The sequence below is a fragment of the Galactobacter sp. genome (assembly GCF_022712295.1).
GTDB lineage: Bacteria > Actinomycetota > Actinomycetes > Actinomycetales > Micrococcaceae > Galactobacter.
Genome location: NZ_JALAGT010000120.1, coordinates 1 through 16,396, shown reverse-complemented (window position 1 = coordinate 16,396; position 16,396 = coordinate 1). Strand labels below are relative to the sequence as shown.

The 16,396-nt window shown below is 64.1% G+C and carries 10 protein-coding genes and 2 pseudogenes; 6 read left to right on the top strand and 6 right to left on the bottom strand.

Going from position 1 to position 16,396, the window contains the following annotated elements:
* Positions 1–753: pseudogene (locus Q0A15_RS09190) on the top strand (conjugal transfer protein); the annotation flags it as partial.
* 78 nt (positions 754–831) lie between these two features.
* Here Q0A15_RS09190 and Q0A15_RS09185 read toward each other — a convergent pair.
* Positions 832–1,836 carry a DNA-processing protein DprA gene (locus Q0A15_RS09185; RefSeq protein ID WP_291279228.1) on the bottom strand — a complete coding sequence of 335 codons (1,005 nt, stop codon included), beginning with the start codon at positions 1,834–1,836 and terminating at the stop codon, positions 832–834.
* 69 nt (positions 1,837–1,905) lie between these two features.
* Positions 1,906–2,250 carry a sulfate permease gene (locus tag Q0A15_RS09180; RefSeq protein WP_291279227.1) on the bottom strand — a complete coding sequence of 115 codons (345 nt, stop codon included), beginning with the start codon at positions 2,248–2,250 and terminating at the stop codon, positions 1,906–1,908.
* Positions 2,251–2,556: 306 nt separating this feature from the next.
* Here Q0A15_RS09180 and Q0A15_RS09175 point away from each other — a divergent pair, with 306 nt between their 5' ends.
* From Q0A15_RS09175 to Q0A15_RS09165, 3 genes are all read left to right on the top strand, one after another.
* The gene (locus tag Q0A15_RS09175) at positions 2,557–3,168 is read left to right on the top strand and encodes an SLATT domain-containing protein (protein WP_291279226.1); all 612 of its coding nucleotides are present in this window, start codon (positions 2,557–2,559) and stop codon (positions 3,166–3,168) included.
* Positions 3,155–4,441: a hypothetical protein gene (locus Q0A15_RS09170; RefSeq protein ID WP_291279225.1), complete on the top strand. Its 1,287-nt coding sequence runs from the start codon at positions 3,155–3,157 to the stop codon at positions 4,439–4,441. Before Q0A15_RS09175 ends, Q0A15_RS09170 begins: the two co-directional genes overlap by 14 nt.
* 278 nt (positions 4,442–4,719) lie before the next feature.
* The gene (locus Q0A15_RS09165; protein WP_291279224.1) at positions 4,720–8,154 is read left to right on the top strand and encodes a hypothetical protein; all 3,435 of its coding nucleotides are present in this window, start codon (positions 4,720–4,722) and stop codon (positions 8,152–8,154) included.
* Between the two features lie 663 nt (positions 8,155–8,817).
* Here the strand turns inward: Q0A15_RS09165 and Q0A15_RS09160 are convergent.
* The gene (locus Q0A15_RS09160; protein ID WP_291279223.1) at positions 8,818–9,189 is read right to left on the bottom strand and encodes a ClpX C4-type zinc finger protein; all 372 of its coding nucleotides are present in this window, start codon (positions 9,187–9,189) and stop codon (positions 8,818–8,820) included.
* 59 nt (positions 9,190–9,248) lie between these two features.
* On the opposite strand from Q0A15_RS09160, the gene Q0A15_RS09155 reads away from it, so the two are divergent.
* A complete protein-coding gene (locus Q0A15_RS09155) occupies positions 9,249–10,484 on the top strand; it encodes an MFS transporter (RefSeq protein WP_291279222.1) in 1,236 nt (411 codons plus the stop codon).
* A gap of 25 nt (positions 10,485–10,509) precedes the next feature.
* On the opposite strand, the gene Q0A15_RS09150 is transcribed toward Q0A15_RS09155, so the two are convergent.
* Positions 10,510–10,962 carry a VOC family protein gene (locus Q0A15_RS09150; protein WP_291279221.1) on the bottom strand — a complete coding sequence of 151 codons (453 nt, stop codon included), beginning with the start codon at positions 10,960–10,962 and terminating at the stop codon, positions 10,510–10,512.
* 130 nt (positions 10,963–11,092) lie between these two features.
* Here Q0A15_RS09150 and Q0A15_RS09145 point away from each other — a divergent pair, with 130 nt between their 5' ends.
* Positions 11,093–11,569 carry a nucleoside deaminase gene (locus tag Q0A15_RS09145; RefSeq protein ID WP_291279220.1) on the top strand — a complete coding sequence of 159 codons (477 nt, stop codon included), beginning with the start codon at positions 11,093–11,095 and terminating at the stop codon, positions 11,567–11,569.
* A 68-nt stretch (positions 11,570–11,637) separates the two neighbouring features.
* Here the strand turns inward: Q0A15_RS09145 and Q0A15_RS09140 are convergent, their stop codons facing one another.
* Positions 11,638–13,983, bottom strand: a complete 2,346-nt coding sequence (locus Q0A15_RS09140) for a helix-turn-helix transcriptional regulator (protein ID WP_291279219.1) — start codon at positions 13,981–13,983, stop codon at positions 11,638–11,640.
* 710 nt (positions 13,984–14,693) lie between these two features.
* Positions 14,694–16,078 (bottom strand): annotated as a pseudogene (locus tag Q0A15_RS09135) (ABC transporter substrate-binding protein).
* Positions 16,079–16,396: the final 318 nt, after the last annotated feature.

The following is a 16,396-nucleotide window of genomic DNA, read 5'->3' as shown; positions in this document are numbered from 1 at the left end:
CTCTCCGCCCACGAGACCATCACCGCCGAGCAGGAGGCCTGGGGATCGATCGCACAGCTTGCCGCCGAATACGAGAGCATCGCCCAAGCCGCCCAGCACGACCGCTGGGCTCAGCTCATCCGCGCCAGCGGGCTCACCGGCGAGCAGGCCGAGACCGTCATCGACTCCGACGCCTTCGGTGCACTGACCGCGGAGCTGCGACGGGCCGAGGCCAACCATCACGACGTCGACCAGCTCCTGCCCCGCCTCATCCAAGCCCGTGGATTCGAGGACGCCGACGACATCGCCTCGATCATCCACCACCGGCTCGCCCACGCCACCGCGCGCCCGGCCGGTTCCGGCCGCAGCCGCAAACCGGCACGTCTGATCGCTGGCTTGATCCCACGAGTCGACGGCCCGGTCGCCGCAGATATGCGTGAGGCGTTGGACGAGCGTGGCGACCTGATCGAAGCCCGTGCCGATGCCGTCCTCGACGCAGCACTTCGAAATAGCGAGTCCTGGACACACGCGCTCGGCGCACCGCCGACAGATGCCCGCGGGCGGCAGCGGTGGCGTCAGCACGCGCGGGTCATCGCCGCCTACCGCGACCGCTTCGCGATCACCGGCGCGAGTCCGCTCGGCCCGGTGCCGGAGGCGACCGCGCAGAAGATCGATCGTGCTCGCGCAGATGCCGCACTTCGCGCACTCACCGGCCTCCAGCACCGAGACCAGCAGCGGTCGGCGCAGCGCCTCGCCCGAGAGCTCGAACTATGACCCGGCGCGGACAAAGGGAAAGGGCCTCGCATCACGGGGATGCGAGGCCCTTGCACGAAGAGGACAGCAATCGGCGGTCTACATCGACTGCGTCGGTGCATCTGTTGACGGCACCGGGCGGCGTGCGAACGCTGGACCCAGCGCTGCGCGATCAGCGCCGTTGCCAGGCGCGTGGTTGATCAGCTCCTCGACGTCGTTTCCGTCGGTGACGAGCTGGGCGGTGCCGTTACGCAGCAGCATGTGCGGGCCACTGCTGGTCACCGAGGTCACCGGTCCCGGAACCGCACCGACGCTCCGGCCCAGACGCTGCGCTTCGACCGCCGTATGCAGGGCGCCTGAACGTGCGCCCGCTTCGACCACCACGGTGCTCCCAGACAGTGTGGCCATCAGCCGCCCGCGCGCCAGGAACCGCTGCCGCGTCGGCGCCGACCCTGGCGGCACCTCACTGACCAGAAGACCGACATCCGCCACTCGATCAAGTAGTTCGCGGTGACCGGTCGGGTAAGGGCGGTCGACCCCGTTGGCTAGCACCGCGATGGTGTCCCCACCGGAGGCCAGCGCTGCCCGGTGCGCCGCTCCTTCGATCCCGTATGCTCCGCCGGCCACTACGACCCGCTCACCGCGCGAGAGGTCGCCAGCAATCTCGCCGGCGACATACTCGCCATACGCCGTCGCCGCCCGAGCACCCGTGATCGTCACCAGATCCGCGGCTGGCCGGGCTAGGAACGACGTCGCGCCGCGTGCCCACAGCACATACGGGACCCGTTCGCCCATATCGTTCAGCGCTTGCGGCCAGTGCGCATCGCCCGGAATCACCGTCGTGATCCCGGACTGTTCGATGCCGCGCATCCGGTCGGCCACATCTTCCAGTCGGCGCGGCAACGCGAGGCGATCGCGCCAGACCTGCGCGTCCACGCGATTCCGCCCCGGCACCGCACCGTCGTCTTCGAGCAGGCGGATCGTCTCGACGCCACCTGCTCGGGCAAGGATGCGCCCGGTGATGGCGTCGTCAGGTGCGGACAGAATCGACAACAGCACCCGCGCGCGACGCTCATCAGTTGCCAGATCAGCGATACCGGCCATGACATGGCCTCCTTCTCGGTCAGATGACGCCGAGAAGGTGCACCACAGCACTCACGCAACAGGCCACGATCAGGCGGCCGCCGGCACAGAGCGACGAGACATACGACGCTCGCGCCACTCGGCGGCGCGAACCCGCAGAAGCAGGACGACACTGACCGGCCCCATGATCGCGAACTTCATCGCGTTCCAGATGCACAACACCACCAGCACGTGCAGCCAGCCCGGTGCGCCGTCCTCGATCAGCACCGTCAAGAAGCTCGCCACGTACAGGTACGGGAGGGCCAGCAGCATCGCCGGCCCGCCCCACTTCAGGCCACGGCGCGTGCGGATCAGGTCCAGCAGGATGTTGGTGGGCATGTAGCGGCGCAGGAAGTAGCGGGTGTAGACGCTGCCGATCCAGATCAGGCGGAACATGAGCACAGTCCTCTCCTCGTCTCCGGCGACAAGGAATCAAGAAGGACCGCTCCGACCGAGGCCGACTGGTCACCCCACCACGTCCGGCGGTGGGTCACGCGAGCAGAGGCCGCCACGACCAAGATACCTCTGACCGACGGTGGAGGGAAGGGCGCTCGCGAACGGAAGCTGTGTCGGTGCCGCCGGATACCATCGGGACTGAGTGGTGAACGTGTCGCATCCGTGATGCGGAAGCCCTCCACATCATCTATCGGGACTCCGGAACGATCCGACGAGCGCCCCGACCGTCGGCGAAGGGAGCCCGAGATGAGCGACGCCGAGCAGCCACCGCAGGACGGTGAGTCACTACTCCTCGCGCAGGTGCGGGAGGCCTACGGTCGTGCCGCCTACACTCACAAGACGCACGAGAAGCAAGCAGACCTTTGCTTTCAGAGTCATCGCCGGCAGCAGCGCCTCTTGATTGGGCTGACCGTCGTCAGTTCGGGAACGTTCCTCGCATCGCTGCTGGGCCTGTTCTTGGATGAGTCGTGGGCTGCCCTCGGCACCTCGTTCATCGCACTGCTCGTTTCTGCGATCAACCTCGGCACGAAGGCGTTCAAGTACGGCGAGGAGACGCAGAAGCACCGCGATGTCGCGGCGAAGGTCTGGGACCTAAGAGAGTCCTATCAGTCACTGATTGTCGATCTGCAATCGGGAGCGACCACGGTCAATCAAAGTCGAGCCAAGCGCGACAGCCTCCAACAAGCAGCGCTCGAAATCTACAGCGATGCGCCCAGGACGACCCCGAAGGCGTACGCACTCGCCCAGGAAGCGTTACAGAGGAACGAAGACCTGACATTCTCCGAGCGCGAGATCGACCTCCTGCTGCCCGCGCAGCTTCGTGTCACGGAGGAGCGTGGTCGCGATGGAGGTCAGTGAACTCTTCGACGGACTTCTGGAGAACCTGAAGGTCGACAACAGGACTGCCATCGCTGGTCGGCGCGATGAGATCGCGAAGTCCCTGAACAAGGAGTTCCGGTCGCTTGACGGGTCGACCAATAACCAGCTGATGATCGGCTCCTACGGGCGAGGAACCGCAATTCGCGGAATCTCCGACCTCGACATGCTCTACATCCTGCCCGCCTCAATCCGAGACAGTTACAAGGGAGAGTCCGGACCGCAGAACATCCTGTCGCGGACCCGGAAGGCGGTCCTGGCCCGGTACCCCAGTACGGACGTCAGAGTCGACCAGTGTGTGGTCGTGGTGCAGTTTCAGAACTTCAAGTTCGAGGTCCAGCCCGCCTTCGAGAACGACGACAAATCGTTCTCCTACCCAGACACCTACGCAAAGGCGTGGAAGGTCACCAAGCCCCGCGACGAGATCGACGCCATCCGCACCTATGACGGCCTCACACGCGGCAATCTGCGGAACCTCTGCAAGCTGGGTCGTGCGTGGAAGAACGAACACGGCATCGTATCGGGCGGGTTGCTCATCGACACACTCGCCTACAACTTCTTCCAAAGCACGAACGACTACGACGACGTGACAACCGTGACCTACGACTACATGGTCCGTGACTTCTTCAAGTTTCTCTCCGAAGAAGAAGATCACGAGCACTACGCCGCTCTGGGCAGCGGCCAACGAGTCAAGGTCAAGAAGCGATTCCAGCGAAGGGCGAAGAAGGCTTACAACCTCTGCCTCGAAGCGATCGAAGCAGAAGGCAAGTCCACGATGAGCAAGCAGTGGAAAGCCGTCTTCGGGAAGCCAGTCCCCAGCGCAACCACAGTCGAGGCATCCCAAGAGGCCCACTTCTACCGCAACACAGAGGAGTTCATCGAGGACAAGCACCCAGTCGACATTCGCTACGAGCTCCGCATCGACTGCAAGGTGACCCAGGACGGGTTCCGGCCAAGCTGGCTACGCAAGATGCTCCTCGATCGGGCACCACTTCGAACTCGTAAGAGTCTCGACTTCTCTATTGAAGCGTGCGACGTACCAGAGCCATACGTCGTGAAGTGGAAAGTGCTGAACCGAGGAGCCGAGGCCGAACGCCGTGACAACATTCGCGGACAGATCACACCGCCGAATCGCGGCCAGGGGCACCACGAAGTGACGAGCTTCCGAGGCGACCACCACGTCGAGAGCTACATCATCAAGGACGGGGTCGTCGTCGCCCGTGACCGCATCCTCGTCCCGATCAGACCCGAGTGAGCGGCAGCACACCGGGCCGGCAGGCAGGTGTGCTGCTATCGACGGGGCGGTAGAGAGGGGTCTGGTGCAAGAGCTGGTGACGTCGAGCGTGGCTAGCCGAGCGGCCGTGTCCTCCAGCGTTACAGACTCCTCCTTCGAGATACTGATGGGTGACATGAATCTCTGACATCAGGCGAGTTCGCGCAGCCGAGCCATCGCCAGAGAGCGAGGCAGACGATGGCGGCGACACCTCCACGCCTGGACGCGGCCCTCTCAGGTGACGGTGAAGGAGTCTGAGTATGGCGGAAGCCGCTTCATCTGACCTGACGACACGCATCGCCAGCACCGACACGGCGCTAACTCTGGGCGGAGTCGCCGTGGTGGGGGCCGGGTTGTCGATCAGTAGTCGATTTCCCGCCACCCGGGGCCTCACGTCCCTCCTGTGGAACGCTCTGGACTGCGACACAGCGGCGCGATCCGACTTGGCGATCGCGTTGGGTCGCGACGACGTCGAGGCAAAGACTCTGGTTGGGGACGCCTGGGCAGATGTTCAACAAGCGTGGGCCGCTGTCGCAAGCAGCTCAGTCGCGCGCGCAAGATTCCAGGGCCAGTTCGCTGAACTCGATGGGCAACGCAGCGCGCAACCCTCGGCGGCTCACGAAGCCCTCGCTCGCCTCATTCATGCAGGCGTCATCGAATGCGTCATCTCGCTCAACTGGGACACCGCGCTTGAACGCGCCTATCAGAGGCTCTACGGAACTCCACTGCCCGCAGGCGTGCTCTTCAAACCGCACGGAGACGCCGCGCAGCCAGACGCCCCCTGGACACTCCCGCATGAGCCCGGAGTGGTTTCGCCTGACGTGCTAGCAACGATCACCCAGTTTCTCGCAACACACGCCCGCACTCTTTTTGTTGTCGGCTACTCCGAAAGCGATCAGGTTGTCGTAGACGAGCTGGTGCGCCCACTTGATCAGTCCTGGCGAACAATTCGCGTTGGGCCACACGCAGCGGGAACCGATGACCTGAAGGCGCCGGCCGAGGTCGCCCTGCCGTTGCTAGCCGAAAGGTACGCCCTCCGAGAAGAACGCTCAGCGTGGCACACCGTGAACTACGCGGGCACTCGAGGCGTCGAATCTTGGCTCGCTGGTCAGCGCCTTGGCCCTCAAGATGTGGACTCCTGCCCAGAGCTTGACGAGGTGCAAACGGTTACGCGCTCACTTCAACACGATCGCGCGGTCGTCTTGAATGGCCCCACGGGGTCGGGCAAGTCGATCTGCGCCTATCAAGCACTCCGAATCTTGATGAATGACGGATACGAAATCCTACGTTTGCGTGACAATGCACGCCAGAACGGTGTGCGCTCATGGCTCACCGACCTGGCCGCCTTCCCGCACCGCAAGGTCCTGTTTATTGATGACGCTCAGGACCTCACCACCGACGCGGTGCGTGAACTCGCAGAGGCCGCCACTCCCGACAGGCTCGTGCTCATCGTGGGCATCGATCACGTCGCAGGCGGCGTTCGCACAGTCCACCTCAGCGCCCGCAGCGCGGTCACCCGACTTGCGCACTTCGTACGGGAACAGCGCTCGATCCTCTTTCCTCACATCCGTGCTCTCGATGATCACGTAGGCACCCACCCTCGTGACTTCCACTTCGAACAGCGCATCGACATCGCCGAACGCCAAGGCACCACCTGGGAGTTCGCATACATCCTCACCGGCGGATGGCGAAGGGTCCGTCGTCAAGCACTCGAACTTCGTGACCAAGACCGGGCCGACCTGGCGCTGGCCGCAATCGCCGTTGCCCAAGTCGGCGGAGTCGACTCCGGAGTCGACCAAAGTGAATTGGACGTTCTCCTTCCCGTCCTCCAACGAGACCAGCAATGGCTCCTAAGAGCACTCGAAGAACTGCGATCCCGGCGCCTAATCTCCGAGGCTGACGGTCGCATACGCTGCACTCACCTACAGGCAGCGCTGAACGTCATCACCTGGAGCCTTCACCCACCCCGACATGTCTTCCGGCCCCACCAGCGACCTGAAGTTCCCCCGATCACATCCGCGGCATCGCCACCTCAGACGACGGCGCATGCAGCTGCTGAGGTTGCAGATGCGACGCCGTCACCTTCGCCGCAGCTTCCTCGGTCAGAGATCGAAGCAGACCGGCAGACGGTCGGCGCCCTCATCAGTGCCGTGCTCACCTCATCCTCAACGCCCCTACGAGGGTGCGCGTGGCTGGTCGGCCGCAACCTGGATACCGACGCTCGATGGATACTCCGGCACGAAGGTGTGCTCTCGGATGCGCTTTACGACGAACTTGCTCGGCGTGCGCTCGCAGTCCCTGCAGACCTCGACATCACGGAAGCAGCACAGCTGCTGTCCGAGGTCATGAGCTACTCGGACGGGGCCGTGATCGACACCATTCGCGCACACCGTGCCCGAATCAAAGAGTGGTACGAGGCGATTGCGCCCGAGAACGGTTGGGCGCTCGGAGACCTTGCAAATAGCTTGCACCAGCCTGACTCAGAGCTCGCCGCACAAGTCGCCAGGTTCGCCGACGGTCCACGGCTCGCGAGCCTCATCCTTGACGGTGGCTGGCCGCACATCTATTCAAGCTCGCATGCGTTGGACCGCCTGTGCAACATCGGCGGCGAACCTCTCCGGGAATCGATCAAGCCCCATCTCGACGAGGCAGCCTATAAGAAGATGCTCGACGATGGCTCGCCGGAGCTACACCAGATCTCAATGCTCCTCGAGAACCTCGCGGCCGCCGACCACGAGCTATCCCTACGCTTGGTCGAGCACGCCGCACGAAAGATCGCATCGCTGCTCATGGTCGACCCAGTCCGACGGTGGAACGACTTGTTCAGTCTGACGCTCCACACGCTCGGGTACGCCGCCATCGCCTTCGGCGACCGAGCCAACCTGCCGGCGGTCTGTCGGCCGGCTGCCCGCGCCCTCGTCCGCGAACTTGATATCGACCGAGTCGCCCGGACCCTTTCTGGTCCGCAGGATCAGTGGGGACAATTGAACTTCGATGTCTTCATCGGACTGCTGGAGAAGGCTGACTCCGCCACGTTCACCGCGGTCGCGAACCGTCTCGACTTCTCCAGACTCGAAGAGTCGCTGGCAATCCCAGAAGGTCGACCAACCCGGACGGGTCTCTACCTTTGTTTGCAACTATCTGAGCAGAAGCCAAATGAAGTGCTGAAGATCCTTGACCGACTCGAACCATCACTCATCGAACTCGATTCATTCATAGCGTTCATGGCGCCGGACGTGGCAGCTCGGGCGCTTCGGCGAGGCTTACCCCTCGATCTTGGACTCGATCACCACCATTGGGGCTGGGCCGCCGCTGTTGTAGTGCGCCTCGCCGAGCACGACGCCGACGTCGCACTGGAGGTAGCGGTTGCCAACCGAGGCGGCATGATCGAGGGCTTGAGTAACAACACGTCTAGCCCTTTCGACAACCTCGGCGCATGGGTCGAGGTCTGTGATCGTCTTGACCCCGCCCTGGTCGACTCGCTCATCGCAGAACTCCCCGAAGGCGCCGTGTCGAAGTGGGACCGAGCCATCAGACGTCCACAGCGCTACGGGCACTGGCGCCGCGACCAGATCGCCCCCCTGGTATTTCGTGCCACCCGAGCCCGTGGACACGTCCAATCCGAGGCCGAAGCCCTGCTACGCCGCTTCCCGGCACTCGCACGACTTCGGCCTCAGGACACGACTGTTGACTAGCGTCCATGCGTATCGCGCAGCACCGTCCCGGCACGCAGAAGGTGATTCCGCACAGTCCCAGCCGAGAACCCGAGACATGACCCTACGCGATCGAGTGATTCACCCGACTCGTACCTGCGGACCATCTCCCGGACTTCCTTGTCCGACGGCGTTGCACGCCGCAAGCGCACCCCCCGCGTTCGCAGCAGCGATGCCAGTCGCTCCCGTCCAAGTCCGAGTTCCTTCGCAATCTCTCGTAACGTGGCACCCGCCGCATAGCGTGCCTCTGCTCGAACCAGCATCTCCTCACTCACGCGAGGGAGCTTCCGGGCGCGCGGCTCGAGGGGACGAGGCTGGGGTCGACGGCCGCGGATCGACCAATGCATCGAGCCCATGCGAACCAGCGACGGGGTAAGTTTCGACAAGCCTCCCGCTAGGTCCACCAGTTGAAGGTCCCGGTCAGACAAGGTCTGGCCGGGACCTTTGTCGTTTCCTGGCTCGTCCCGTGCTTCGCGACTGCTTGGAGCCGGGTGCTCACCGTGGAGCCGGGATTTCTCCAGCTCCGTGGTGATGAACCGGCTCTACGAATCTTTCTGCCGGGGCTCCATCTCATGGAGCCTCAGTACGCGTCCGCGGGGAGCCCCGGGGCGGGTTGCATGTTTCGGTAGAACGAGAACGGTTGCGCTATGAGCTTCGGAAGCGCTCCCACGCCGACTGCCGGGTCATCCCCAGCGCCTCACCGATCCGTGCCCAGCTGATTCCGCGGTCCCGAGCGGCCGTGACCCATGACCGAAGGTGCTGCTCCACCTGTGCGCCTGCTGCCGCCACCTCGGGGAGTCGGCCAATGAGCTCCTGATCTGTGAGCCGAGACCATGCGGTCGGCGTGCCCTCCATGTCTTCGGGCGCGGCCTGCGGGCGCTCCGCAGCCTGACGTTCGAAAAGCTTCAGCGCATTCTCGGCGCACGGGAGACAGATCGTGGCGAGCGGGCTGGCAACCAGGGGGCCCGTCTCGGAACGTGGGCGAAGGCAATAGCTGCACATGAGGTCGCTGGTCACGGGTCCATTATCCAGCAGTTCCATTGCTATGTCAGGTAGTCCTTGACATGATGTCAGGCATGACCTTACTGCAGGCCAACCCGCGACCATGGCTCGGCGCATGCTCGGTCGCCGAGAGCATTGGCGATTCCATGGGCAGGACGCTGCTCGCCATCGTGGCCGTTGACGTGGTCGGCGCAGGGGCAGGACTGGTGGGGGTGTTGAACTCGGCAGGCATGGTGGCCTTCCTTTTGCTCGGAGTTCCGCTGGGACTGTGGGTGGACAGGGTCGGTCGCCCCGCAGGATTCATGACGGTTGGGACGCTGGTTCGGGCAGCTCTGGCCCTGTCCGCGCTGCTCGCCTGGTGGGCAGGTGTCCTTCACAGTGCCGTCGGCGTCGTTCTCCTGGTGGGAGTCGCCCTCGGCGTCGGAGTCGCAGACGTCGCCTTCACCACGGGGCAGGGCGTCCTGATCCCTGCCCTGGTCCCGCAGGTCGACGTGCGGCGCCTGTACGGCCTGGTGCAGACCTGGACTCGGACGGGATCGGTGATCGGGACGCTGTGCCTGCCGTTGGCGTTGGCCGTGGTGGCTCCACCGGCAGTTTGGTTGCTGGTGGGCATGGCATATCTCGCTTCCGTCCTGATCCAACGCGGGATCAAAGTGCCTGAGAGCGCGGCCGAAACCCGCTCGGATGGCCTGCGGCCATCGCTCTGGCACCGGATGAGATCCGGTACGGGCCACCTGCTCCGCGAACCGACGCTGCGGCGGATCACCGCAGCGAACATGCTCGTCAATGCTGCCGTGATGTGTGCAAACACGCTTGTCCCGGTCATTGCGTTGACGGTGCTGGATCTGGAGCCCTCTGTGTACGCCCTGGTCGGTATCGGAGGGGCATTAGCGGGTATTGCCGGAGCGGCTCTCTCTCACCGTCTGGGGGAGTGCCTCGGGCTGAGGGCGGCACGGTTGCTCGCCGCGCTCGCCATGGCCGTGGGCGCAGCACTGGTGATGTGCTGTGGAGTCGTCGTGGACTGGTTACCCGGCAATGCCGCGGTCTGGTTGACGATCAATTCGGCGCTCGCCGGATTCTTCACGTCTCTGGCCGTTGTGCTCGGGGCGGACCTGGTGCCTGCTTTGACTCCGTCCAGGAAACTCGGAGTAGTCCTCGGGGCGCAGCGCACTTTGGTGTTGGGCAGCATGCCGGTCGCAGCCTTACTGACGGGTGCCCTGAGCGGGCTCGTGGGGACGGCTAACACCACGTGGTTGTGGTTGCTTCTACTCGTGGCTTCTGTACTGCCGATCCTGCGACTGAACCGCTGAAGACGCCGATCGGCCCCGCTACCGCTCAGGGTTCAGGGACCGGATCCGGGCCTTCGCCGTTCTCCTCCACATAGGCCTCGGGGCCTTGCTCGGCCGCCTGGGGCTCCATGTAGGAGAACTCCAGATTGTGGCCGTCTGGATCCTCCACGCTGCGCTGGTACATGAAGCCGTAGTCCTGTGGCGGGTTGGATTCGCGTCCGCCTGCAGCCAGGGCAGCCGTGACGGTTTGGTCCACATGTTCCCGCGAATCCCGGGCCAGTGCGACGATGACCTGGATGCTCGAGTGCGCATCGGCAATGGGTTTGTCCGTGAACTGCGCGAAATGCTCATGAGTGAGGATCATGAAGAACGTGGACTCGTCCCAGACCACGCAGGCGGCATTCTCATCGGTGAACAGTGGGTTGATATCGCATCCAAGTGCCGTGTAGAACGCCTTGCTGCGTTCCAGATCGGCGGTCGGGAAATTCACGAAGATCATGATGTGCTCCTTGTGTAGAGGCCTCAGACGGTACACAAACGCAGACGCCGTGACCATGCCCAGGTTGGGCAACCTGGCCCGAGGTGGCTAAGGTCAATCGGATCACTGACCGATCAAGGGGGAGCATGGCATGGAGCAACAAATTCTCGAGGCCGCGCTACGCCGCGCCATCCAGGTGTCGGTGGAGTCCCGCGCTCACGGCAATCACCCGTTCGGAGCGGTCCTGGTAGCTCCGGATGGCACCATCGTCTTGGAAGCCGAGAACACGGTGAACACGGACCACGACGTCACCGGTCATGCCGAGACCAATTTGGTCAGCAGGGCCTCTCGCAGCATCCGTCGCAGCGAACTCGCCAACCTCACGCTGGTGACCTCCTGCGAACCATGCGCCATGTGCTCCGGCGCCATCTATTGGTCTGGGATCTCCAGGGTTGTCTACGGGTTGTCCGAGGCGGGTCTGAAAGATCGGACCGGCGACCACCCGGACAACCCCACGTTGTCGCATCCCTGCCGCCTGGTCTTCGCGGACGGGAGCCGCCACATCACCGTTGTGGGTCCGCTCATGGAAGACGAGGCGGCCGTGGCTCACGAGGGCTTCTGGAACTGACCGGCCGGCTCGCGAGCAGGAACCGAGTCGATGAGGTGGGTGTCGGCGTGCCCGACGGGCGGGGCGGCTCAGTCGGCGTCGTGCACTTCCAGCAGCGCCCCGGGGATGTCGCGGCGTTTGGCGACGTTCAACTTGGCCCGCGCCTGCAGTACGTGGGACTCGACCGTGCGTACGGACAGGACCAGGCGCTGAGCGATCTGGACGTTGGTGAGGCCCTCCTCGATGAGGTGAGCCACCTCCAATTCACGCTCGGAGAGCTTAGCGGCGCGGCTCCCTGAAGCGGTGTCGGTGCGAGGAGCCGGAATCGGCGTCACCGCCCCGGAACTGTCCAGTGTGGCCAACGCCTGCCCGGCCGCGGAAGACTTGGCCGCCGCCCGACGACCCAGATATATGGTCCGCGCACGGGTGTACGCCATCCGTGCCGCAGCCGTCTGTCCCGTCATGGTCAGATCACGGCCGGCATCCATCAACGCATCGGGATCACCGGACGCAGCTGCTCGCAGGTGACGTTCCTGGGCCAGTCCCGCAGGAAGCGTGGAGGTCGGGATCGTGTCAAGGACGCCCACGATCTCTGCCGCCGTCATGCGCTTGGCTGACCACAGCGCCGTGAGGGCCATCCGGGGCGCCCAGGCGGGCGCGTCGGGTGCGACGAAGTCGGGCAGATCCCCCTCCTCTGCCGTCGCGAGCAGGCCCAACGCAGCCTTGGCTCGCGGACGCAGCACCTGGCGGGCACGTTGGGCAAAGTACGGGGTCAGCTCGCGGCGCTGACCCAATGTGGTCAGCAGGATGGCACTGAACCCGGCGTGCATGCACCACATCAAGGGGAAGAAGGCCGGCCGAACCATGGCATCGGCGTACTTGAAATCCAGTCGTGCCGCGGCTTCGTTGCCCTCGACGGCTCGGAAGGCCGCAGCCATCCAGCCAGAACACATGGCATCGTTCCATCCGCTCCTGGACGTCAGCGCCGTGGCGTGACCGATGGTGTTCATGATGCCGACGCGAGTTCGGTCCACCTGCACGCCAGCGAAGGTTGCGGAGGTGGACGCCGAGAGCTGGAAGAGAGCAGCAAGGCTGAGCAGAATATCGGGGCGCTCCGACTGCGGGCGGGTCATGACCTCGTCCGCCAACCTCATCCCGGTGACCACAGATTGCTCCAGGGCGGCGCCGTTGTTCAGGTTCACATGCGCAGCGCAGGAGAAGGACAGCGCAAGAAGGCGCACCTCGACCGGGTTGGTGGGATCGTGGCCCACGCCATCCATGTCACAAGTGGGGTCAGCGGTGCCCGTGGACTCGCCGATGAAACACGTCAGGGCCGTGGCGGCGCCGGGCCAAGCTGCCATGACCGGTGAACCGAGCAGGTCGGTCCACCAGTCAGGGGTCTCTGGGGCCCATGCGGTCGCAACGGCAGCGTAGTAAAGCCATTCGAAGTCCACCGGATCCGCAGCATGTGCCAACAGCGATTCGGCCGCAGTCAGCGCCGCTGGATGCTCTCCCAGATTCAGATGGGCCTTGAGCCGTTCCAGCGTTACCTGGTTCTGCTGCTCCTGAGACAGATCGGGACAACGCTGCGCCGTGGCCAACAGCGCCTTGGCCTCCATTCCATCGCCGAGGCGGTTGGCGGCTGCTGCCGCCGCCAGGACGAGGCCTGCCTGTTCGGCCGAGACAGGAGCAGACGCGCGCATCAGGGAATGCGAGAGGCCCAGCAGAATGGCCTCGTTCACGGGATAACCGGATCGCCACAGCGCGATGAGCCTTGAGCTGAACTCGATGTCGTCGAACACCGACGAGCCGTGTCCACCCATGGCGGCCGAATACAGAGGAGAAACCGTCAACGTCCGCTGACCCGAGGCCACGGATTCTGTGGCAAGCCGGTTGCCGACCAGTTGGGAGAGTGCTGATTCTCCGAACAGACGCGAAGCAGTGGGCATCGGGAGCGGACTGAGCTGTGCCAGCTGGGCCGCAGTCTGCGCAAGGGAAGGGTCCATCCGGTTGATGCGGGCGGCCATCCGGCTCAGGGCGAACGAACCGAACGTCGCGGCGTCCACACCGGGACGGGGGTACCGGCGTGGTACCCGCTCAGGGTAGGCCGTTGCATCGTCCACCAGGTCCTGTGCCAATAACCGCTGCCCGTCTGCCAGCGCCACGAGTGTGCGCACCTGCAGATCATCCAGCACGCCCGGGCCCAGGCGATCCACAATCACGGCCTCGACCTCATGGTCGGTCAAGGGGGCCAGATCGATCCGATCAATATCACCGTTCTGCCATGCGGCCGATAACTGCCCACCGACGGTGTCGCCGTCGGTGACCGAACGAAGTCGGTCACCGTCCACGAAGAAGGCCACGGGAGCCTGCCCAGGCTGAAGCGCCTCGTCCAAGACTTCCACTGCTGCGTCCGGCAAGAGTCCGGGAGCCACCAAGATCCTTGGGTGGGTGGACGGAACCTGACTCAGGAACGACTCAAGGGTTGCCGTCTTCGTGTGCGCGGAACAACGAAGCACATCCGCGGGAGGTTCCCCGGCGGCCACCACCTGCCGGCCGAGTTCGTTCGCAAGGCCCGCCGGACCATCTCCGGCCAGACAGACCACCATGACCGAACGGCCGGTATTGAGCAGATGTGCGATCCGGCTAAGTTCGGTGTGTCGCGTCGGGAACGCACGTGCGAAATCCTTGGACGGTTGCTGAGTCTGGGTCGGCAAAGAGGACCCCTTCCGGTTCGGACCATGTGTCCGACAGTGCTAGTACGGGTTCAATTTCGGCACGTGATTCTGAGGGCGGGGTGCCGGCCGGTTCGACGCCAGGGGCGGTACTCGGTTGAAGATCGTGCAAGTGCCTACTTTATCGCCTGGGTCGCGCAGAGTCGAAAATAATCAAAGCCGATGTGAAGACAAGTCCGGGCCAGGAAATCCGCAACCGCGTTGATAGATGCTATGAATTCCATGTATCGGTGATAGTCCGTAGTTTAATTACGGCATCAGAGTTTGCCTCGAGTTGCCGAGTAGTCAGTTCACATGAGGAAAGCGATGCCGGGGTGGGTGGCGCGGGCATGAGGCAGGGGCCTCGGGACATCACCAGAAGGTGAGTCTCGAGGCCCCTGCCTAGGTCTTGAGTGAGGGCTGTTGAACTCCTACTTGGTCCCGCCCAGATCCTTGGCCCACGGCGTGCTGATGTAGGCGATGGAGGTGGTGATGCCGGAGAGGCCGTCACGCAGGTAGGTGCGGGTGTACTGGTTGCCGAAGGTCACCTGCAGCTGTGCCTGGGAGAAGATCGCTTGGGCCTCCACGAACTTCTCTGCCGAGTCCTTGGAATCGGTCGAAGCGCGAGCAGCCTGGAGCAAGCCCGTGACCTTGGGGTCGTCATAGCCCACCCAGTTGAAGACGCCACCCTCCTTCGGAGGAAGTGCCCGCAGCATGGCGTACGTGTTCACGCCCGGGTCGCCCTGGTAGCCGACGGCAGCGAGGAAATCCACGCCTTCGCGGGCGGAAGGATCGTAGAAGATGGCCGCGTACTCGGCCGGCTGACGCTGCTCGATCTTCAGATCCAGGTCGATCTTGGCTGCGGCGTCCTTCACCACGGTGGCGATGTTCATCAGCATCTGATTGCCTGACGGGACCACGACCTTGAGGGTCTTGCCCTTGGCGCCCGCCTCTTCGACCAGTTTCTTGGCCTTGTCGAGGTCCACTGTGGGCTCGGGGAGTTCTTCGTAGCCCTTCTCGAAGATGGCGGCCTGTTCCAGCCCCTCGAACTGGAAGGGGGTGGTGAAGGTCGTTGCCGGGGCGCCGTAGCCCTTGAGGAGGTTCTTCACGGCGGACTCGCGATCCACGGCCAGGCTGATGGCCTGTCGGATCATGGTGGCCTTCTCAGGGTCGTCCGCGCCGCCCACACCGCCGAATCCGATGCTGGAGTTGGACGGGCCGATCACTACGGTGCCCTTACCGGAGTTGGCCAGCTGCTGGGTGGACGCCTCAGGGATGTCGAACGCACCATCCAGGTCACCGGAGGACAGTGCGGAGGTCATGGCCGCGTCGTCCTGGACCGGGATGAAGTCGATCTCACCGACCTTGGGAGCGCCGTCCCAGTAGTCCTTGTTGGCCTCGACGGCGACGGATTGGCCCGCGGTCCACTTCTTCAGTTTGTATGGACCCGTGCACATGACCCCGCCCTTGGGTGTACCGAAATCCCGCCCGGCCTTGGCGACGAAATCAGCGGAGGTCACTCGGCCGAGTGAAGAGGCCAGGACGTTGATGAAGTCGGAATCGTGAACATTGAAGGTGACCTTCACGTGGGTATCGTCAACCGCCTTGATGTCCTTCACCAATGCGAACCCTCCGGAGTACAGGGAGCCGGCCTTGGGTCAGCGGTGCGTTCCAGCGAGGCCACGACGTCCTTCGAAGTCATGGCGGAGCCGTCCCAGAACTTCACGTCGTCACGCAGCGCGATATCCAGGGTGGTGTCGTCGCTCCACTTGATCTCCGTGGCCAGGTTCGGTTTGACGCCGAACTTCTCGTCCACGGTGTAAAGCGATTCGCAGAGGTTGGTTCCGACGATGAAGTCGGAATCGTTGCCGGTCTTGATGGGGTCCAAAGTGGCCGGTTCGCCGGTGCGCAGGCCCCAACGGACCTTGTCAACGGTCTCGGTGCCTGCCTCGGTCTTGGCGACGAGTTTGGACGGATCGTAAAGGCCATCCTTGGTGAAGTCGCCGGCGGAGCCGGAGTTGTTGTTGCCTGCGGCGGACTTCTTCTCTCCGCCGCCACATGCTGCCAGTGAGACGGCCAGCGCAGCGGTCAGGCCTATGGTTGCGAGCTGCTTTCCGCGCCTGCGGATGAAGGG